General features: G+C 62.0%; 20 protein-coding genes. 17 read left to right on the top strand and 3 right to left on the bottom strand.

Annotated elements, in window-relative coordinates; genetic code table 11:
- Nucleotides 1-33: 33 nt before the first annotated feature.
- The 4 genes from ABIE18_RS04330 (at nt 34) to ABIE18_RS04315 (ending at nt 4,592) form a co-directional block, all read left to right on the top strand.
- Nucleotides 34-2,898 (top strand): FtsK/SpoIIIE family DNA translocase, encoded by a 2,865-nt coding sequence (locus ABIE18_RS04330; protein WP_499721428.1) that lies wholly within the window; start codon nt 34-36, stop codon nt 2,896-2,898.
- Nucleotides 2,899-2,907: 9 nt separating this feature from the next.
- Nucleotides 2,908-3,510: a CDP-diacylglycerol--glycerol-3-phosphate 3-phosphatidyltransferase gene (pgsA, locus tag ABIE18_RS04325; protein ID WP_442017054.1), complete on the top strand. Its 603-nt coding sequence runs from the start codon at nt 2,908-2,910 to the stop codon at nt 3,508-3,510.
- Nucleotides 3,507-4,019 carry a CinA family protein gene (locus ABIE18_RS04320; RefSeq protein WP_499721427.1) on the top strand — a complete coding sequence of 171 codons (513 nt, stop codon included), beginning with the start codon at nt 3,507-3,509 and terminating at the stop codon, nt 4,017-4,019. Before pgsA ends, ABIE18_RS04320 begins: the two co-directional genes overlap by 4 nt.
- 138 nt (nt 4,020-4,157) lie before the next feature.
- Nucleotides 4,158-4,592 (top strand): helix-turn-helix domain-containing protein, encoded by a 435-nt coding sequence (locus ABIE18_RS04315; protein WP_216925260.1) that lies wholly within the window; start codon nt 4,158-4,160, stop codon nt 4,590-4,592.
- A 156-nt stretch (nt 4,593-4,748) separates the two neighbouring features.
- On the opposite strand, the gene ABIE18_RS04310 is transcribed toward ABIE18_RS04315, so the two are convergent.
- Entirely contained in the window at nt 4,749-5,306 is a 558-nt protein-coding gene (locus ABIE18_RS04310; protein WP_431119500.1) for a MarR family winged helix-turn-helix transcriptional regulator, read from the bottom strand.
- Nucleotides 5,307-5,338: 32 nt separating this feature from the next.
- On the opposite strand from ABIE18_RS04310, the gene ABIE18_RS04305 reads away from it, so the two are divergent.
- The 6 genes from ABIE18_RS04305 to dapF all read left to right on the top strand — a co-directional run bounded on the left by ABIE18_RS04305 (nt 5,339) and on the right by dapF (nt 10,958).
- The gene (locus ABIE18_RS04305) at nt 5,339-5,563 is read left to right on the top strand and encodes a DUF3046 domain-containing protein (protein WP_499721425.1); all 225 of its coding nucleotides are present in this window, start codon (nt 5,339-5,341) and stop codon (nt 5,561-5,563) included.
- Nucleotides 5,564-5,831: 268 nt separating this feature from the next.
- Nucleotides 5,832-6,872 (top strand): recombinase RecA, encoded by a 1,041-nt coding sequence (recA, locus tag ABIE18_RS04300; RefSeq protein WP_223936581.1) that lies wholly within the window; start codon nt 5,832-5,834, stop codon nt 6,870-6,872.
- Complete coding sequence (locus ABIE18_RS04295; protein WP_499721424.1) at nt 6,862-7,404, top strand: regulatory protein RecX; 543 nt, start codon at nt 6,862-6,864, stop codon at nt 7,402-7,404. The genes recA and ABIE18_RS04295 overlap by 11 nt, the downstream gene beginning before the upstream one ends.
- Complete coding sequence (gene miaB, locus ABIE18_RS04290) at nt 7,404-9,002, top strand: tRNA (N6-isopentenyl adenosine(37)-C2)-methylthiotransferase MiaB (protein WP_499721423.1); 1,599 nt, start codon at nt 7,404-7,406, stop codon at nt 9,000-9,002. The genes ABIE18_RS04295 and miaB overlap by 1 nt, the downstream gene beginning before the upstream one ends.
- A 20-nt stretch (nt 9,003-9,022) precedes the next feature.
- Complete coding sequence (gene miaA, locus ABIE18_RS04285) at nt 9,023-9,928, top strand: tRNA (adenosine(37)-N6)-dimethylallyltransferase MiaA (protein ID WP_499721422.1); 906 nt, start codon at nt 9,023-9,025, stop codon at nt 9,926-9,928.
- Between the two features lie 61 nt (nt 9,929-9,989).
- Nucleotides 9,990-10,958 carry a diaminopimelate epimerase gene (gene dapF, locus ABIE18_RS04280; protein WP_499721420.1) on the top strand — a complete coding sequence of 323 codons (969 nt, stop codon included), beginning with the start codon at nt 9,990-9,992 and terminating at the stop codon, nt 10,956-10,958.
- On the opposite strand, the gene ABIE18_RS04275 is transcribed toward dapF, so the two are convergent.
- A complete protein-coding gene (locus ABIE18_RS04275; RefSeq protein WP_431119510.1) occupies nt 10,939-11,553 on the bottom strand; it encodes a class I SAM-dependent methyltransferase in 615 nt (204 codons plus the stop codon). The genes dapF and ABIE18_RS04275 overlap by 20 nt on opposite strands.
- Before the next feature lie 494 nt (nt 11,554-12,047).
- On the opposite strand from ABIE18_RS04275, the gene hflX reads away from it, so the two are divergent.
- Both hflX and ABIE18_RS04265 read left to right on the top strand, forming a co-directional pair.
- Nucleotides 12,048-13,610 (top strand): GTPase HflX, encoded by a 1,563-nt coding sequence (gene hflX / locus ABIE18_RS04270; RefSeq protein WP_224092358.1) that lies wholly within the window; start codon nt 12,048-12,050, stop codon nt 13,608-13,610.
- Nucleotides 13,603-15,660: an ATP-dependent DNA helicase gene (locus ABIE18_RS04265; RefSeq protein WP_499721418.1), complete on the top strand. Its 2,058-nt coding sequence runs from the start codon at nt 13,603-13,605 to the stop codon at nt 15,658-15,660. Before hflX ends, ABIE18_RS04265 begins: the two co-directional genes overlap by 8 nt.
- Nucleotides 15,661-15,669: 9 nt before the next feature.
- Here the strand turns inward: ABIE18_RS04265 and lexA are convergent, their stop codons facing one another.
- Nucleotides 15,670-16,413 (bottom strand): transcriptional repressor LexA, encoded by a 744-nt coding sequence (gene lexA / locus ABIE18_RS04260; RefSeq protein ID WP_224093932.1) that lies wholly within the window; start codon nt 16,411-16,413, stop codon nt 15,670-15,672.
- 355 nt (nt 16,414-16,768) lie between these two features.
- Here lexA and ABIE18_RS04255 point away from each other — a divergent pair, with 355 nt between their 5' ends.
- The 5 genes from ABIE18_RS04255 to ABIE18_RS04235 all read left to right on the top strand — a co-directional run bounded on the left by ABIE18_RS04255 (nt 16,769) and on the right by ABIE18_RS04235 (nt 19,914).
- Nucleotides 16,769-17,128, top strand: a complete 360-nt coding sequence (locus ABIE18_RS04255) for a LysM peptidoglycan-binding domain-containing protein (RefSeq protein ID WP_431119515.1) — start codon at nt 16,769-16,771, stop codon at nt 17,126-17,128.
- Nucleotides 17,129-17,205: 77 nt separating this feature from the next.
- Nucleotides 17,206-18,324 (top strand): histidinol-phosphate transaminase, encoded by a 1,119-nt coding sequence (locus ABIE18_RS04250; protein WP_499721417.1) that lies wholly within the window; start codon nt 17,206-17,208, stop codon nt 18,322-18,324.
- 46 nt (nt 18,325-18,370) lie between these two features.
- The gene (gene hisB / locus ABIE18_RS04245; protein ID WP_499721416.1) at nt 18,371-18,997 is read left to right on the top strand and encodes an imidazoleglycerol-phosphate dehydratase HisB; all 627 of its coding nucleotides are present in this window, start codon (nt 18,371-18,373) and stop codon (nt 18,995-18,997) included.
- Nucleotides 18,994-19,755, top strand: a complete 762-nt coding sequence (gene hisH / locus ABIE18_RS04240; protein ID WP_499721415.1) for an imidazole glycerol phosphate synthase subunit HisH — start codon at nt 18,994-18,996, stop codon at nt 19,753-19,755. The genes hisB and hisH overlap by 4 nt, the downstream gene beginning before the upstream one ends.
- Nucleotides 19,756-19,914 (top strand): CG2302 family histidine operon protein, encoded by a 159-nt coding sequence (locus tag ABIE18_RS04235; protein ID WP_216925244.1) that lies wholly within the window; start codon nt 19,756-19,758, stop codon nt 19,912-19,914.
- Nucleotide 19,915 lies beyond the last annotated feature (1 nt).

Here is a 19,915-nt window from a genome sequence, read left to right as displayed (position 1 = left end):
GATTTCGGCCCCCCTTGGGGTAGCGTGGCAACCATGGCGACCCGTACTTCCTCCACGCCACGAGGCAGCTCCAGTAGTAAATCCGGCGGCACAGGCCGGGGCGCAGCTGCATCCAAAAGCAGTGCAGCCACACCCAGGAACGGTCGGGGCGCCAGTGCCCGCAGCAAGCAGCCCGCCGCCGTCGAGCCCCATGCGCCGCTCCCATTGCGCATGCTCGCAGGCGCCTGGCAGGGTATCGGCCACGTCGTTGGCGCAGGAGTCCGCCGGATCGGGTACGACGTCAGCGATCTCGATCCCGCCGATCGCCGCGACGGCGCAGCCCTGTTCAACCTCGTGCTGGGCATTGGTATTGCAACGTTCGCCTGGTGGGGCCTGACCGGATGGCTGCCTGACGCGGTCTACAGCGTGGTCAATGGCACTTTCGGCTGGATGTCGCTCGTTTTGCCTTTCATGCTTTTCATCTGCGCTTTCCGCCTCTTCCGCAAACCCCAGGACGGCCGCGGCAACAACCGCGTTGGCATCGGCTTCATGATCATGACTTTTGCCGGCTCCGGCTTGGCCCACGTCATCGGCGGCCAGCCAACTGTGGCTGATGGCTTCGATGGACTGCGCAGGGCGGGCGGAATGCTGGGCTTCCTTGCAGCGTCTCCACTTGCTGCAATTCATGCCGCTGTTCCGGTGATCGTCTACAGCCTGTTGGCGTTCGTGTCAGTGCTGATCGTGACGGCCACGCCGTTCGGTGCGATCCCCTCCAGGATCCGCTCCGCCTACGAACACCTCATGGGCGTGGACCTCATGGATGCCGGGTCCGGCAGGGATGCCCATGATCGCAGCTACCTCTATGAAAACGGGGCTGTCGCAAAGCCCAAGAAGAAGCGGATGCGTTTCTTCGGCAAGGACGAGGATACCGACGCCGGTTTGGAAGGCTACGTCGGTGACGAGGCCTTTGAGCACGCAATAGTCGACGACGACGACGAAACACCTCCAGCGTCTGCGCCCCGCGTTCCACCGGGCGTACGCCGCCCCACCCAGGCCGAGATAGCGGTGGGTAAGATCAAGGCTGCCCAGGGCTTGGGCGCTGCTCCCGGCATCGACAACCCCACAGAGGCCATTCCCGTCCTCACCCCGGAGATGACCGCACCCACAGTGGCGCAGGTTCCGGCCAGGCCGGCAACGCCACCTCCGCCCCCCACGCCAATTCCGCAGCGCACAGAGCAACTGTCCCTGGCAGGGGACGTCACGTATACCTTGCCTGCCTCTGACTTCCTCACACCAGGTTCCATTCCGAAGGAGCGCACCGAAGCGAATGACGCCGTCGTGGCCGCCCTGACGGACACGCTGACGCAGTTCAACGTCGATGCCGCCGTAACCGGCTTCAGTCGCGGCCCCACAGTGACACGCTATGAAATCGAACTGTCTCCCGGCACCAAGGTGGAGCGCGTAACGGCGTTGTCCAAGAACATCTCCTACGCGGTGGCATCCAGCGACGTACGTATTCTGAGCCCGATTCCCGGCAAGTCCGCAATCGGCATCGAGATTCCCAACACGGACCGCGAAACGGTCTCCCTGGGCGATGTGCTTCGGAGCCAGAACGCACGCCGGACCGACCACCCCATGGTCATGGGTGTCGGCAAGGACGTCGAGGGTGGTTACGTCGTTGCCAACCTTGCCAAGATGCCCCACCTCCTGGTGGCCGGCGCTACAGGTGCTGGTAAATCCAGCTTCGTGAACTCCATGATCACCTCGATCCTCATGCGCGCTACGCCTGACGAAGTCCGCATGGTCATGGTGGACCCAAAGCGCGTGGAACTGACTGCGTATGAAGGCGTTCCGCACCTGATCACGCCCATCATCACCAATCCCAAGAAGGCCGCCGAAGCCCTGCAGTGGGTGGTTCGCGAGATGGACGCCCGGTATGACGATCTCGCCAACTACGGTTACAAGCACATCGACGATTTCAACAAGGCGGTCAGGGCAGGTAAGGTCACGCCGCCGGTTGACTCCAAGCGTGTCATCAAGCCCTACCCGTACCTGTTGGTCATCGTGGACGAGCTCGCGGACCTCATGATGGTGGCGCCACGCGACGTCGAAGATTCGATCGTCCGCATCACCCAGCTGGCACGTGCCGCGGGCATCCATCTGGTGTTGGCTACCCAGCGACCTTCCGTGGATGTCGTCACGGGCCTTATCAAAGCCAACGTGCCCTCCCGCATGGCGTTCGCCACCTCGTCCGTTACGGACTCCCGCGTGGTACTGGACCAGCCGGGCGCTGAAAAACTTATTGGCCAGGGTGACGCCCTCTTCCTGCCGATGGGTGCTTCCAAGGCCATGCGTGTGCAGGGTGCGTGGGTGACGGAATCCGAAATCCATAAGGTTGTGGAACACGTCAAGGGCCAGTTGCAGGCCGTGTACCGGGACGACGTCGCTGCTGAGGCTCCCAAGAAACAGATCGACGACGACATCGGAGACGACCTCGAGGTGCTGCTGCAGGCCACCGAATTGGTGGTCACCACCCAGTTCGGTTCCACCTCCATGTTGCAGCGCAAGCTTCGTGTCGGCTTCGCCAAGGCCGGGCGCCTTATGGACCTCCTGGAGTCCCGCGGCGTCGTGGGTCCCTCCGAAGGGTCCAAGGCCCGGGATGTCCTGGTCAAGCCGGATGACCTCGCGGCCGTCCTTGCTGCCATGAAGGGGCAGGAATCCCCGGCTGCGCCTGACGCCCACACCGCCGCCCTGAGCGATAACGCGAACTCCAACATCGCCGTCGGCGGCTATGCCGAGGACCTGGTGGCAGCGGATCTGGAAAACCGGACCCAAGCTGTTGAGTATTTCGATGGCGCCGACGCTCCAGATGACGAGGACGACGGCGGCGAGGACGCCTGGTCGCTCACCGGACGGTAGCCTAGAGGGGTGACTACAGCCGAGGGTGACAACGCCTCTTCCACCAGCTCCGATGTCTGGAACCTTCCCAATATTCTTACGATGCTCCGCATCGTCCTGGTTCCGTTTTTCGTCTGGTTCCTGGTGGCGGATGACAACCACCAAGGTATTTGGCGGTGGGCGGCTGTTGTGGCCTTCGCCGTAGCGATCTACACGGACAAGCTCGACGGCGACATCGCCCGTGCGCGTGGCCTCATCACCAACTTCGGCAAGATCGCGGACCCTATAGCGGACAAACTGCTCATCGGTTCCGCACTGGTGCTTTTGTCCATCCTCGGGGAGTTGCCCTGGTGGGTGACGATCCTCATCCTGGTCCGCGAGTGGGGCATCACGGCACTGAGGTTCTTTGTGATCCGATACGGCGTTATGCCGGCTTCCCGCGGCGGAAAGCTGAAGACCGTCATCCAGACAGTGGCCATCTTCCTGTACATCCTTCCGCTCGAGGCGATCGCACCGTGGCTGGTCATTGTGGCCTTCTGGGTCATGATGGCGGCCCTTGCCATCACGCTATGGACCGGAGCGGAATACGTCGTCCAGGCGCTCCGCCTTCGTGCCGCCGGCCGCCGCGCATGAGCCATCCCGCAGACGCTGCCAAAGCGGCAGAGCTGGCGGCAACGGCAGTGGCGCTGGCGCTGGGAAAGAGCCTGACCGTGGCCACGGCGGAGTCGCTGACCGCGGGAATGGTGGCGGCCGGCCTGGCCAACACGCCTGGTGCGTCCGGAATGTTGCAGGGCGGCGTGGTTGCTTACCAGAACTCCGTGAAGGCCTCCGTCCTCGGTGTTTCGACGGAGCTGATTGCTGCAGTTGGTTCAGTGGATGGCGCAGTAGCTGAGGCGATGGCCGAGGGCGCCAGGCGCGCCTGCATGGCCGACGTCGGAGTATCCACTACAGGGGTGGCTGGTCCGGAGCCCCATGACGGCAAAACCGTGGGAACCGTCTTCGTCGGCGTCGCTACGAGTACGGGCACGGGTTCGTTTGAATTCAGCTTTTCGGGGGACAGGCAGAGTATCAGGCAACAAGCCTGTGAAGCTGCGCTGGCGCGCCTGATTGATGCACTGGAAGGGGTTGGTTACCGTTCGTAAAGTAGCCGGGAACAAAAACTCATTGCCAATAGTTGTGTCATTGTGTCGCTTCGGAACAGCCGGGGCGCCTAGGATGTAGAAAACCACACCGGTCCGCCAGCCAGCGAACCGGATGAACGAGGGAGCAAGGCGATACAGATGGTAAAGCAGCCCGTATCCGTAAACGGCGTTGTCCGCTGGAAGGATGTGGGCTTGGCTAAGCAGGCACAGAGCGAACAGAAGGAGCGCAAAATGGTTGTACTACGCCACGAAATCGGTGATGTACTGCGCGATGTCCGCCAGCGTCAGGGCCGTACCCTCCGCGAGGTCTCGCACAGCGCCCGTGTCTCACTCGGATATCTGAGTGAGGTTGAACGCGGCCAAAAGGAGGCTTCTTCCGAGCTCCTGTCCTCTATCTGCACCGCCCTGGACGTTCCGTTGTCCAGCATGCTGCGCGAAGTCAGTGACCGCGTGGCCGTTGCGGAGGGCGTAGCTGTTCCGGACACCGTTCCGCAGGAATTCTCCCAGCGCTACGGTCGCGATCTTGACCTTACCGACGACTTCCCGCAGGGCATGCTCTCCGGAGCCCGGTAAACGGTCGCACCCACACCAGTAATTATCACGAAAGGTCCCCAGCCTACGGCTGGGGACCTTTTGCGTCCGATGACATTTCGCTTCTGGTGACGTTTCGCATGGTGCTGACTTTTGGGATGTGCTGCTGCTCGGTCTGAAGCCGGGTTGGGAGGCGCGTCAGTCCTCGGTGGGATTGGCAGTCTCCGCGGACTCGGTCTCCTTCAGAGTGGCGTCCTTGATGATGCTTTCGCCGTAGACGGCGTTGAGCCGGCCCATGTAGTCGGCCAAGGTTTGGACGTCTTCCAGCGGCCACTCACCGAGTCGCTCACGGAAGACCTGGCGGCGGGCGTCCTGGACTTGATGCATCTTCTCCTCGCCTTTTTCCGTCAGGCGGATGGACTGAGCCCGTCCGTCCTGCGGATCTGCCTCCTTGTAGACCAGGCCAATACTTTCCAGAAATGCGATCTGGCGGCTCACTGAGGGCTTGCCCACCCCGATGCACGAGGCAAGGTCCGTCAGGCGGATGGGGCCTTCGCGGCGAATGATCGTCAGCAGGCCGTACGCGGCAGGCTCCATGTCGGGATGGACCTGGCGGGACAACTGATGCGAGATGGAACGGGCACGGCGCCAGAGCAGACTCAGCTGGTGTTCCACCTGCTGAAGGGCGTCGTCTATGGTGTCACCTGGCACGGCCTCGGGGGGCGTGCTCTGGAGAGGATTGCTCATGGCAACCATTCTAGAGTCCGGCGTCGTGAGAGACTCTATCCGTGAGGGCAAGTGACTTCTGGCGTTTAATGGACGATGAATTTGGGGCAGGCTATTCCCGCGTCCTGGCCAATTCCCTGGTGCTGGCCGGGGTGGGAGGGCGGACCGCCGTAGAGGCGCTGGCTGCCGGCTACCAGCCACGGGAAGTCTGGCTAGCGATATGCGAAGTCCAGGATGTCCCCATGGAGCGCAGGCTCGGCAGGGATATCAAGCCTGCGGCCAACTGAAGTCCGGCCATGTTTGCTCAGGACTTCCAGCTCTGTGATGGTGACACGCCCGCACGCATTGTTCGAATATCTGTTCGGATGGGGATATGCTCCTGTGAGAGGAAAATTGTTCCTGAAGGACGCATTCCACGGGCAATCGGAGGGCGTGGTTATCCACATAGCCCACGTCGGCTCCACAAAATGTCAGGCAGCCGTAATAGCGTCTGACATGACAGGAAAGCGGCCATTCAGGCCACTCCACAGCGAGAAAGCATCAGAGGTGTGAACCATGGCGGCAACCCCGGATCGTGAGAAGGCGCTCGAAGCAGCGCTTGCCCAGATCGACAAGCAGTTCGGCAAAGGCTCCATCATGCGCTTGGGTGATGACACCCGCGCCCCGATCGAAGTCATTCCAACTGGATCCATTGCATTGGATGTTGCCCTTGGCATTGGCGGCCTGCCCCGTGGCCGCGTCGTGGAGATCTACGGCCCGGAATCCTCCGGTAAGACCACAGTGGCCCTGCATGCTGTAGCCAATGCGCAACGTAACGGTGGCATCGCGGCCTTCATCGACGCTGAGCACGCCCTTGACCCCGACTACGCCGCCAAGCTTGGGGTGGACACGGACGCCCTGCTCGTGTCGCAGCCGGACACTGGTGAGCAGGCCCTGGAAATCATGGACATGCTGGTGGGCTCCGGCTCCCTGGACGTTATCGTCATTGACTCCGTGGCTGCCTTGGTCCCCCGTGCTGAAATCGAGGGCGAAATGGGCGACTCCCACGTCGGCCTTCAGGCGAGGCTCATGAGCCAGGCCCTGCGAAAGATCACCGGCCGCTTGAGCCAGACCAAGACCACCGCCATCTTCATCAACCAGTTGCGTGAGAAGATCGGCGTCTTCTTTGGATCGCCCGAAACCACCACCGGTGGTAAGGCTCTGAAGTTCTACGCCTCAGTGCGCATCGATGTCCGTCGCATTCAGACACTGAAGGAAGGTGCTGACTCCGTCGGTAACCGGACCAAGGCCAAGATCGTCAAGAACAAGATGGCCCCGCCCTTCAAGATTGCTGAATTCGACATCATCTACGGCCAGGGCATCTCCCGCGAGGGAGGCATCATTGACATGGGCGTCGAGCACGGCATCATCAAGAAGTCCGGCTCGTGGTTCACGTACGACGGCGATCAGCTGGGCCAAGGCATGGAGAATTCACGGCGCTTCCTGCGTGATAACCCCGAGTTGGCTCAGGAACTTGAGCGCCTCATCAAGGAAAAGCTTGGCGTGGGTGTCAAGCCGGAGGCTGATTCCCCGAAGCTGAAGGCCGTTGACGGCTAGAACCGGGCCGGACCCGGACTCCTCCGTATCCGGCGATCCTGAGCCTGATCCCGAATCCGTGGCCCGCGCCATCGTCCTGCGGCAATTGACGATGGCGCCACGGAGCCGGCTGCAGCTGTCCCGCAAGCTGGCCGAGCGGAATGTCCCCCTGGACGTTGCTGAGGCTGTGCTGGACCGCTTCGAGGAAGTCCAGCTCATTGATGACGCTGAGTTTGCCAGAATGTGGGTACGCAGCCGCTCCCAAAGCAGAAAACTGGCCAAAGGTGCCATTCGCCGTGAACTGACGGAGAAAGGTATCGAGCTCGAGGATGCCGAGGAAGCACTCTCACAGCTCAGCGATGAAGATGAGGAAATCGCCGCCCGTGAGCTTGTTGAGCGCAAACTGAGGCCAGGCGTGGATCTTTCCGATCGTGCAGAACGTGACAAGTACACCCGCAGGCTGGCATCCATGCTGGCACGGAAGGGCTATGCCCCTTCAATGGCCTTCCGGATCGTCGGTGAGGTACTTGCCCAAGCCGGTACCCTTGAGTAGTGAGTTTGACCATTCCTTCCCCCTCAGCAGAAACCACGCCTTCGGCCGTAGCATTGGCAACCAATGCTGATGCCCAAGTGACGGATGCCTCTGCCCCGTTTGAACCGGCCCCGTTTGAACCGAGGACGTATCAGGTCCGGACTTTCGGCTGCCAGATGAACGTCCACGATTCCGAACGTATGGCCGGCCTCCTTGAGGACGCCGGATACGTGCCCGCGGAGGGTGAGGTCGCGGACATTGTGGTGTTCAACACATGTGCCGTTCGGGAAAATGCCGACAACAAGCTCTATGGGAACCTTGGCCAGCTTCGGCAGGTCAAAGCAGCCAACCCTGGCATGCAGATCGCCGTTGGTGGCTGCCTCGCCCAGAAGGACCGGGAAACCATCGTCAAGAAGGCTCCTTGGGTTGACGCTGTGTTTGGCACCCACAACGTAGGAGCACTTCCGGCATTGCTGAAGCGGGCGCGGCACAACAACGAGGCCCAGCTCGAAATCCTGGAATCGCTGGACGTCTTCCCCTCCACCCTTCCCACCAAGCGCGACTCCGTCTATTCCGGCTGGGTTTCGATTTCAGTAGGTTGCAACAACACCTGCACGTTCTGCATCGTGCCATCGCTCCGTGGCAAGGAGAAGGACCGGCGTCCCGGAGAAATCCTGGCTGAAATTCAGGCCTTGGTGGACGACGGCGCCGTGGAAGTAACTTTGCTGGGCCAGAACGTGAACTCCTACGGCGTTGAGTTCGGTGACCGCTTGGCCTTCTCAAAGCTTCTCCGTGCCTGTGGGGACATCGAAGGCCTTGAGCGCGTACGCTTCACCAGCCCGCACCCTGCCGCATTTACCGACGACGTCATCGATGCGATGGCCGAGACACCCAATGTGATGCCCCAGTTGCACATGCCCCTTCAATCGGGCTCGGACAAGGTCCTCAAGGATATGCGGCGCTCGTACCGCTCCAGCAAGTTCCTTGGCATCCTGGACATGGTGCGTGAGCGGATCCCGAACGCGGCCATCACTACGGACATCATTGTTGGCTTCCCCGGAGAAACCGAGGAGGATTTCCAAGCGACGCTTGACGTCGTGGAGAAATCGCGGTTTGCCTCAGCCTTCACCTTCCAGTACTCCAAACGGCCTGGTACGCCTGCTGCCGAGCTCCCGGAGCAACTTCCCAAGGCAGTGGTCCAGGAGCGTTTTGAACGGCTGACCGCCCTTCAGGACCGTATCGCGGCGGAGGAGAACGCCAAGCAACTGGGTCGCCGTGTGGAAATTCTGGTGACAGCGCAGTCCGGCCGCAAAGCAGAGGAAACCCACAGGTTGTCTGGCCGGTCCAAGGACCAGCGACTCGTTCATTTCTCAGTGCCTGAGGGTGCGGAAACCCCCCGTCCCGGTGACTTTGTCACCGTGACCATTACCGAAGCCGCTGCATTCCACCTGGTTGCCGATCCTGCCGGCCTGGACGATTACATGTTGCGCCGGTCGAGGGCGGGTGACGCCTGGGATCGTTCGCAGGCAGATTCCTGCGGTGTTCCCAGTGCGGGTGCGGCCCCAGGCAAGAAGGGTGTGTCTTTGGGCATGCCGTCGCTGCCTGTCCGCAGCGCCTGACGCCGATTATTCGAGATCGAATGGCTCTTTCCCATGCCGCGCCGCCGGTAATTGCAGTCGTCGGCCCAACCGGTTCGGGTAAATCGGACCTGGGCGTCGAGCTGGCCCTTGCGCTCAATGGCGAGGTCATCAACGCTGACGCCCTGCAGTTCTATCGGGGCATGGACATCGGTACGGCCAAGATCACTGTGGACGAGCGCAAGGGTGTGCCACACCATCTGCTGGACACAAAAGACGTCACGGAGGAAGCCAGCGTGGCGGACTTCCAGGCGGAATGCCGCGCCGTCATTGATGACGTCCACGCCCGGGGCAAGCGCGCCATCATGGTGGGAGGCTCTGGCCTCTATGTGCGGGCTGCCCTGGATGTACTGGAGTTCCCCGGCACGGATCCTGACTTGCGGAAACGGCTTGAGGATGAATGGGAAACTTTCGGTCTGGCGCCGTTGCGGGCCCGGCTTGAAAAGGTGGATCCCATCTCGGCAGGCCGTCTGGGGGATGCCCGGCGGGTGATCAGGGCCCTGGAGGTCTATGGCATGACGGGACGCCCGTTCAGCTCGTTCATGCCGCAACGCGAGTACTTCCAGGCAGCCATACAGATTGGCCTGTCTGTGGACCGCGAGGTTCTGAGGGAGCGGCTGGCGATCCGCGTACACCGGATGGTGGATGCGGGGTTGCTGCAGGAAGTGGAACGGCTTGATGCGGCTGGGCTGCGGCGCGGCAAGACAGCCTCGCGTGCCCTGGGATATGCGCAGTTCCTTAGAGTGCTCGACGCCGAAGCCAGCGTCCCGGAGGCAGCCGAGGAAACCATTGTGGCCACCAGGCAGTTCGCCCGGCGACAATTGACCTGGTTTCGGGCCGATCCCCGCATCGCCTGGCTCGATTGGCAGGATGCGGAGCTCGTGTCCAAAGCAGTGGCGCTGGCCTAGCCGGGCTGGCACTCCATACAGCAATTTCTGGCCGAACCCGCCCGGCGGGTAGCCTAGTCCCATGGATCAAACCGCCGCAGTTCCCGCCCAGCAGTCCGCCGCTGCCGGCGCCCCCGTGCCCACTGCCAGCCTTTCCGGTTTGGCGTTTTCCAAGGGCCATGGAACGGGCAATGATTTCGTCCTGATTGCTGATCCCGGTGATGTCCACGAGATCTCTCCCGAGCAAGTAGCACAGCTGTGCGACAGGCATCGGGGGATAGGTGGCGACGGCCTTATCCGGGCTGTCCCATCCCGGTATTTGCCCGAAGGCCGCGTCCTGCTTGAACAGGACGACTCTGCGGAATGGTTCATGGACTACCGTAACGGCGACGGGTCTCTGTCCGAGATGTGCGGCAACGGCGTCCGCGTGTTCGTGCATTTCCTGATAGCCCAAGGGCTGGTTGAGCTCGGACTGGGTCAGTCCTTGACCATCGGAACACGTGGCGGCATTAAGAAGATTGTGCGCACGGCGGACGGCTATGCCGTGGATATGGGCCCTTGGGAATTCATTTTCCCTGCAGAAGCACAAAGCAAAGCCATGGATGCCTTGGTCAGCGCAGACGGTCTGGAGGTGGCCCGGCCCGGACTCTCAGTCAGCATGGGGAATCCGCACACGGTGGTAGCGCTTGCCGAGCTTAGCGAGCTCTCCGCCACGAAGTTGTTCACCGCGCCGGCAGTGGATCCCAAGCCTGCCAATGGCACCAATGTCGAGTTTGTAGTGCCCTCAGAGCCGCTGGTTCACGACGGCGTGGGAACCATCACCATGCGCGTCCACGAGCGCGGAGTCGGCGAAACCCAATCGTGTGGCACCGGGGCTTGTGCCGCCGCCGTCGCGATCCGTCATTGGGCTGGCAGCAGCGCCCCCAACTCTTGGCACGTCAACGTTCCCGGTGGCGTGGTGGATGTCACGTTCTTCCCGGGGGAGGATGGCCGCGAACACGTTGAGCTCAGCGGCCCTGCAGTCATTGTGGCTAGTGGGACGCTTTCCTGACCCGAAGGATCCTGAAGGACTTCGAAGTGCTCTCGCGGGAGACTGTGAAGGACTTGTCCAGTTCGTTGGCCAGCCAGCGTTGGAGGGAGTCTGAGCCCAGGTTCTTCTGAACCACCATCCACGCGTTGCCGCCCGGTGCCAGCCGGGGCAGCCACGTCAGGAGCAGCGAGTGTAGTTCGTCCTTGCCGATGCGGATCGGCGGGTTGGACCAGATCGTATCGAATTCGACGCCGGGGTCTACCTCTTGCGGGAGGCTGGCCTTCACGTTGTTCAAGCCCAGGGCAACCGCGTTCTCATTGGTCAGGGCGATGCAGCGCTCGTTGACGTCCACGGCGTAGACCTGTGCCAGGGGCGCCATGAGCCCCATGGTGAGGGCAACAGGGCCCCAACCACACCCGATATCCAGCAGGTTGCCCCGGGGTGAAGGCGGTGGAACCTCGGCCAAAAGTACCTTGGTGCCCTTGTCCACACCGTCGGGGCTGAAGATGCCCGACGAGGTCTGCACATGGCGGGTAGCTCCAGCGAGTTCCACGGTGAGGGGCTTGCGGGTGAAGGGACCGGCCGGTTGGGCGCTGAAATAGTGTGCAGACTCCATAATTTGCCAGATTAGTTGGCTATCGGCGGCTTGGGAAACTGCCCTCGGGCAGGGACGGTTTGACACTGCTGCTAATGTTGAAGGCATGTTCTTGATCTTTGAGTAATCAGCCCGAGCCGACCAAACACATCGGCAAGGCACCTGCCCGCGATGCAGGCCCGCTTGGCGTACTAGCCCGGCGCATGGCCATTCCGCCCGCAGGTTCCGTCCGGCAGACTCCGCACCGCCCATTGTTGGTGGATCGCGGTTGCTCAGCAGAACATGTCCCACCCCAGCTGTCGCGAAAGCAGTGGCCCAGCCATCTGCTGTTAGCTCCTGGCTTATGGTTTGGCGATGAATTCTCCTGTAGGACAGGACCTCCCGCGGACCAACCCGCTCGATTCATGCACCACAGGAGGCCCTATATGGCCGAAGCTCGTCAGCCCACCGCGAATACCGTCCCATTGGACACCAAACAGCACTATTCTGGATATGCCGAACAGTCTAAGGAGACCATGACCACCCAGAAGCACTCCGGATCCGATTCCGACGCCCAGGACATGAGTCCTGAACAAATCCAGGCCGTCATCGACCGGATTCTTTCCAAGGATGTACCCGCACAGGCATCCGATGACAATGATGCCAAAGGCGTTTTCGGCAGGGCACAAGCGATCTCCACGCTTGACCATGAACACAGCATTTATGACGGCGACCAGGAAGACCTGGCCGAGCGCCGTGCCCTCCGCCGTACCGCGGGCCTTTCCACCGAACTCGAAGACGTCACCGAGGTTGAATACCGGCAGCTGCGCCTGGAGCGCGTTGTCCTGGCTGGCCTGTGGACAGAAGGCACTTTGGCTGACGCCGAGAATTCGCTCCGCGAACTCGCAGCACTGGCAGAAACTGCCGGATCCGAGGTCCTTGACGGCCTGGTTCAGCGCCGCACGAAGCCGGATCCCGGAACGTTCCTTGGGTCGGGCAAGGCCCAGGAGCTCAAGGACATCGTGGCCGCCACGGGAGCCGATACCGTGGTGGTCGACACCGAGCTTTCCCCCTCGCAGCGACGCGGACTTGAGGACATTGTCAAGGTCAAGGTGGTGGACAGGACCACGCTGATCCTGGATATCTTCGCGCAGCATGCAAAGAGCCGTGAAGGTAAGGCACAGGTTGAGCTCGCACAGCTCGAGTACCTGCTCCCCAGGCTTCGTGGTTGGGGTGACTCCATGTCCCGCCAGGCCGGTGGCCAGGTGGGTGGAGCCGGTGCCGGTATGGGTTCCCGTGGTCCCGGTGAAACAAAGATCGAGCTCGATCGCCGCAGGATCCGGACACGCATGGCCAAGCTCCGCCGGGAGATTGCCGCCATGAAGCCGGCGCGCGAGACCAAGCGGGCCAACCGCCGTCGTAATGCCGTACCTTCGGTTGCCATCGCCGGCTACACCAACGCTGGAAAGTCCTCGCTCCTGAACCGGCTGACCGATGCTGGTGTGCTGGTGGAGAACGCCCTTTTCGCCACCCTGGACCCGACTGTCAGGAAGGCGCAGACGCCGGATGGCATTGGTTACACGCTGGCTGACACCGTTGGATTCGTCCGCTCGCTGCCTACGCAGCTGGTGGAAGCCTTCCGCTCCACGCTGGAGGAAGTAGCGGATGCAGACCTGATCCTGCATGTCGTGGACGCCTCCCACCCGGACCCGGAAGGGCAAATCGCGGCAGTGCGTGCTGTCTTCACCGAGGTCGACGCCCGCAAGGTTCCGGAAATCATCGTCCTGAACAAGGTGGACGTAGCGGATCCTTTCGTCGTGGAGCGCCTGAAGCAGAAGGAGCCGCGGCACGCCGTCGTTTCCACCCGGACCGGCCAGGGTATTCCTGAACTCCTGGAAGAGATCAGCCGATCCATTCCCCGGCCGGGAGTCCGCCTCGAGGTCCTCATCCCGTATGACCGCGGTGACATGGTCAACAAGCTGCACAACTCCGATTCGGAAATCCTGAGCCTCGAGCACGAGGAAAACGGAACCCGCGTGGTGGCCATGGTTCGTGAAGGATTGGCCGCCGAGCTGGAGTCATTCGTCAGCAATGGTTGAGAAGGTGGCGGCGGACGTCGTCGAGTCAGTGGGGGAGAAGTTCACCCTCGAGCTGTTGGACAAAGCTGTTGCCGGGATGGGCGGTCAAAGCCGTTCAGGCCAGCACGAGATGGCAAGGCAAGTCACCAGGGCCATCGAGTCCGGTGAGCATTTGCTGGTCCAGGCGGGAACGGGAACGGGTAAGTCCCTGGCTTACCTGATTCCGCTGATCGCCCATTCCATGGACAGCGACAAACCGACGCTTGTGTCCACCGCTACCTTGGCCCTGCAAACACAGATTGTGGGCAGGGACCTGCCCCGGCTGTTGGAGACCATAAGCCCGGCCCTTGAACGTCCTGTGAACGTGGCACTCGTCAAGGGCCGGGCAAATTATGTTTGCCTGCAAAAGCTGGAGGGCGGCTTCCCCAGCGAAGAGCCGTCCGAGGGCCAACTTTTTTCCCTGGGTGAGGACACCAGCGTGCCGCATTTCGCAGCGGCGGTTGGCGGCCCGTCGTCGCAATTGGGTAAGGAAGTGGTCCGGCTCCGTGAATGGGCCGAAAAGACGGCCACGGGCGACCGCGATGAACTGATGCCGGGCGTTACCGACCGCGCCTGGAGGCAGGTCTCCGTGACGTCCATGGAGTGTCTGGGAGCGCAAAAATGCCCACTTGCCGAGGAGTGCTTTAGCGAGCTGGCACGGGCCAGGGCGGCTGAGGCTGACGTCGTGGTGACCAACCATGCCATGCTGGCCGTTAGTGCCTTCGAAGGACTTGCTGTCCTGCCCGAGTACGACGTCGTGGTGGTTGACGAAGCGCATGAGCTGCAGGACCGGGTCACGGGGGCCGTTGCAGGTCAGCTGTCCGTGGCAATGGTGCATGCTGCCGCTTCGAGCGCGCGCAAACACACCGCTATTACCGTAGACGCCCTGAACGCGGCAGCTGATCGACTGGACATGGCCATTGCCGGAGTCCCCAACGGTCTGCTGCCCAATGGGCTCAACGACGAACAACTGGATTGCCTGGACCAATTGCGCGATGCCACACGCGCCGCATTGTCTGACTCGAAGACTGACTCGTCAAACGCGGTCGACGGCGGCAGGCAGCTTGCGCGCTCACGGCTCATGCTCATTCTGGAACTGTGCGAGCGGATGCTCGCAGCCAAGGAGAACAGTGAAGTGGTGTGGTTTTCCAGGAACAGCACCTTCGATCCCCAGCAGGGGTACTCTCACCCGGACGAGACCGCGCCCGCACTGATCAACATCGCCCCGCTTAGCGTTGCCGGCCGGCTGCGGGAAGGCCTTTTCGCGGGGCACACAGTGGTGCTTACTTCTGCCACGCTGGCTATTGGATCCGCCTTTGAGCCCGCAGCAGGTGGCCTGGGCCTCATTGGAGATGGGGCGCCCAGCTGGACCGGGTTGGACGTCGGATCGCCTTTTGATTATCCGAAGCAGGGTGTCCTTTATGTGGCCAAGCACCTGCCCAAGCCCGGCAGGGGCACTTCTCCCGAGGCACTGGATGAGCTTGAAGACCTCATCCGTGCATCCGGTGGGGGAGCCCTGTGCCTGTTCTCCTCACGTCGGGCGGCCGAGGAAGCCGCAGACGCGATGCGCCCACGGCTGGATGTGGACATCCTCTGCCAGGGGGAATCCACTATGGCAGCACTGGTGAAGCAGTTTGCCGATGAACCTGACACCTGCCTCTTCGGCACCATGTCCCTGTGGCAGGGCGTGGACGTCCCTGGCGGTTCATGCCGCCTTGTGGTGATTGACCGCATTCCGTTCCCGAGGCCCGATGACCCGCTGATGACCGCACGCTCGCGAGCCGTTGCACAGTCCGGGGGCAACGGGTTCATGGCGGTGTCAGCTACGCACGCGGCAATTCGTCTGGCGCAGGGCGCAGGACGGCTCATTCGCTCCACCGGCGACAAAGGCGTGGTCGCCGTCCTGGACTCACGGCTTTCGACCGAACGGTACGGCGGGTTCCTGCGTGCCGCTTTGCCGCCATTTTGGGCAACGACGGACCGCAACGTGGTGCGCGGCGTCCTGGAACGCTTGGGCGCAAAGAAAACGTAGGCGAACGCCCTAGAGGGAGCGCAGGACCGAGACGACCTTGCCCATAATGGTGGCTTGGTCTCCAAGTATCGGCTCGTACTGCGTGTTCTGGGGGAGCAGCCAGGTGTGGCCGTCCCGCTGGCGGAAGGTTTTTACTGTGGCTTCGTCATCCAGGAGTGCTGCCACGATGTCACCGTTGATGGCGTCATTCTGGCGGCGGACAACCACCCAGTCACCGTCACAAATTGCGGCATCGATCATTGAGTCCCCAGCGACCTTCAGCATGAACAGTTCGCCGTGGCCCACCAGTTGCCGGGGCAGGGGCAAGACGTCCTCAATAGTCTGGTCAGCCAGGATGGGCCCACCGGCTGCGATGCGTCCCACCAAGGGCACCATCGCGGTGTCGCTGGCGCTGGCCAATTCCGTCACGGCAAGTCCACCTGCGCTGCGCAGTGTAGTAGCTGCTTCCACTCCGGGAATTGTGCCGCCGTCAAGGGTCAAAGGCATGAGTACTTCCATGGCGCGGGGGCGCTTGGGATCTCTGCGCAAGTAGCCGAGCTTCTCCAACTGGGAGAGCTGGTGCGTGACGCTGGAGAGGCTCGCGAGACCAACGGTGTCGCCGATCTCGCGCATGCTGGGCGGATACCCGTTGTCATTGACAGAGCGCTGGATGGTTTCCAGGATTTTCTTCTGCCGGACAGTCAGGCTTTTGGGACTCTTTTGAGGCTGCTGGCTCCGCAGGGGTGCCCCGCCGCCGGTGGCTTTCGCTGCCATGTTCGCCAATGCCCTTCCGTTCCGCCCGGTCACGGTCTGAAGTGCGCCCGGGGATGTTGGATCTGAAAAAATGTCAGACCCTCCTGTTCCACTGAAACAGTGCCTGTTTCTTCACTCAAACCTAGGCCAGGCCCAGGCGTTTATCAAACATTCGTTCTAGCGAGTCTCGACACCGTTCGTTGATAAGTGCTAAAAATGTCATAGCAAGGTTCGAATATGTGTTCTATAAAAGTTGAACCGAGCTCGGATGTTCGAAGAAAGTGTTCGAACATTCGGGCCGGGTCCAACGAACACAAGGAATTGGCAGCCGGCAACGGGCATCCGATGCAGGCAATCGCTCAGAAGGGCTCAGCTCATGTCCGCAATCTCAACGTTCCATGAATTCCGCAACACCCCGGCTCCTGCGCGTCTCCGGCTTACCCAACGCGGCAGGATCGTCTTCTTCGGAATCCCCACCATGCTGCTCCTTGCCGCGCTGCTGAGCCTTGCCGGCTTCATTAACTCCCCGGCCAAAGCTTCTGATTCCCAAGGCCAGCTGCAGCCGCCGGTGGCCGTTACGGTGACTGTCCAACCCGGGCAGTCCCTGTGGGGCATCGCCGGTGCGGCCGCGCCGGAGCGGGACCCCCGTGATGTCATCGCAGAAATCATCCAGTTGAACGATCTCCGCGGGGGACGCATCCAGCCGGGCCAGCAGCTGTTCGTTCCCGCCAATTGAGCGGCCAAGGGGTTATGGGTCGGCGTCCCCGGCGTCACAGTTACTCTGCAGTCGCACCGGCACCTTAAACTGTCTTGGTGAGTGACCAGCTTGAGCGACTTGACCGACTTCCCCTCCGGACCAACCTGCGTGGACTGAGCCCCTATGGCGCACCGCAGCTTGACGTCCCCATTTTGCTCAACGTCAACGAAAACACCCATGGCGTGCCGGCAGATGTCCAAGCGGCCATTACCGAGGCCGTGGCGGCCGCGGCCACGGGCCTGAACCGGTACCCTGACCGCGAATTCACGGAACTCCGCGAATCCCTTGCCGATTACCTCGGACACGGGCTTTCCGCGGAGAATATCTGGGCGGCCAACGGCTCCAACGAGGTCCTGCAGCAGATTCTGCAGGCCTTTGGAGGGCCGGGGCGCAAGGCACTGGGCTTCCCTCCCACGTATTCCATGTACCCGCTGCTTGCCAGTGGCACGGACACTGAGTATCTCCGTGGAGTGCGGGCTGATGACTATGGCTTGGATGCGGCTTCTGCTGCTGCCCAGGTGAAGGAGACTGGCGCAAATATCGTGTTCCTGTGCTCTCCGAACAACCCCACCGGAACGGGACTGGGCCTGGACGTGGTCGAAGCCGTGTACGAAGCCGGCGAGGCCAGCCAAGCCATCGTCATCGTGGACGAGGCCTACCACGAGTTCGCGCACGACAACACGCCCAGCGCGCTGACGCTGCTTCCCGGGCGGGAGCGTTTGATCGTCTCTCGCACCATGAGCAAGGCCTTTGCCCTGGCAGGTGCGCGCCTGGGCTACATGGCTGCCGCACCTGAGGTTACCGATGCCATCAGGCTCGTTCGGCTGCCCTACCACCTCTCAGCCGTCACACAAGCCACGGCCCTCGCCGCTCTCAACCACCGTGAAGCGCTCATGGCCGATGTCGAGGACATCAAGGTCCAACGGGACCGGATTGTGACCGAGCTCCTCCGAATGGGACTCAAGCCGGCAGCCTCGGACTCTAACTACGTGTTCTTCGGTGGGCTTTCGAACCCGCACGCGATCTGGCAGGGCTTGCTGGATGCGGGCGTCCTGATCCGCGACGTCGGCATTCCAGGGCACCTGCGGGTGACTGCGGGAACAGAAAAGGAAACAACGACCTTCCTTGAGGCCTTGGAAGCCCTTCTGGACAGCCCTGCGTCCCAGCCCAACTAAACTTGTCAATAGACCCACCCCATTCTTCGTGTATAAGGACGTCCCAATGAGCGAAACCGGCGCCAAGCCGTCCGCTGACCGCACTGCGCGCATGGAGCGCACCACCAGCGAATCCTCCGTCCTGGTGGAGATCAACCTGGATGGCACCGGTGTCTCGGACATCAGCACCACGGTTCCCTTCTATGACCACATGCTGACGGCGTTGTGCAAGCACTCCCTGATTGACATGACCGTCAAAGCCACGGGTGACACGCACATTGATGCCCACCACACCGTGGAGGATGTGGCCATTACCTTTGGTGAGGTCTTGCGTACTGCCTTGGGCAACAAAGCCGGAATCCGCCGCTTCGGCGAAGCAACGGTTCCTTTGGACGAAGCCTTGGCGCACGCCGTCGTGGATGTTTCGGGGCGCCCGTATCTGGTGCACGGAGGAGAACCTGCAGGGCAGGAGTACCACCTGATTGGTGGCCACTTCACGGGTTCGCTGACCCGCCACGTCTTTGAGGCCATCACGTTGCACGCCGGTATCTGCCTGCACATGAACGTTCTTGCGGGCCGCGATCCTCACCACATCGTCGAGGCCCAGTTCAAAGCCTTTGCGCGGGCTCTTCGCTCGGCAGTGGAGTCTGATCCCCGCGTCGACGGCATTCCATCCACCAAGGGGGCGCTATGAGTGGGCAAATCCTGAAGGACGGTGCGGTTACGGACCCTTCGGCTATCGTCAAGCCGGAGTCGCCTGAAGGTAAGCCCACGGTTACGGTGCTGGACTACGGTTCGGGCAACGTCCGTTCGGCCGTTCGCGCCCTTGAGCGTGCAGGCGCCGAGGTGGTTCTCAGCTCCAAGCCTGAGGACGTGCTGAATGCCGATGGGCTGTTGGTCCCCGGCGTGGGTGCCTTTGAAACGGTGATGAGGGAACTCAAGGCCGTCGATGCCATACGCATGATTGGCCGCCGCGTCGCAGGTGGACGGCCTGTCCTGGCAATCTGCGTTGGGCTGCAGGTGCTCTTCGAAGCCGGAGTCGAGCACGGCACCGAGTCCGAGGGCATGGCCGAATGGCCCGGCAAGGTCGAACTCCTTCCCGCCCCCGTGGTTCCCCACATGGGTTGGAACACGGTGGACGTGCCTGAAGGATCCAAGCTTTTCGCAGGCGTCGAGCAGGAACGCTTCTACTTCGTGCACTCATACGGCGTGCAGGAGTGGAACTTCGACGTCGTTCAGCCCCGGATGGCTCCACCTTTGGTGACGTGGTCCGAGCACGGTGCCCGCTTTATCGCTGCTGTTGAAAATGGCCCCCTGTGCGCAACCCAGTTCCACCCCGAGAAATCCGGAGACGCCGGGGCGCGCCTCCTGCGCAACTGGGTGGACGGGCTTCGCAAACCTGGATCCACGGTGGCACAGGCTCCGGCAGCGGATGATCGTGGTGCAGCCTAAGTGTGGTCGGTAGTGCTTATGGGCCTTGCCGGCGTGCTGGTGGGTGGAGGTATCTCTTTCCACCAGCAGAAGAAGCCACTGTGGGTTTCCGTTTCCTTCTATGTGCTGGCGGGGATGTCCCTGCTTGCCGCCTATCTCCTGACGCTGCCGGGCAACTGAA

It is taken from the genome of Arthrobacter sp. 2762 (genome assembly GCF_040548745.1).
Lineage (GTDB): Bacteria > Actinomycetota > Actinomycetes > Actinomycetales > Micrococcaceae > Arthrobacter.
Note: the sequence above shows the minus strand (reverse complement) of the source record. Positions and strands in the feature narration are given on the sequence as shown.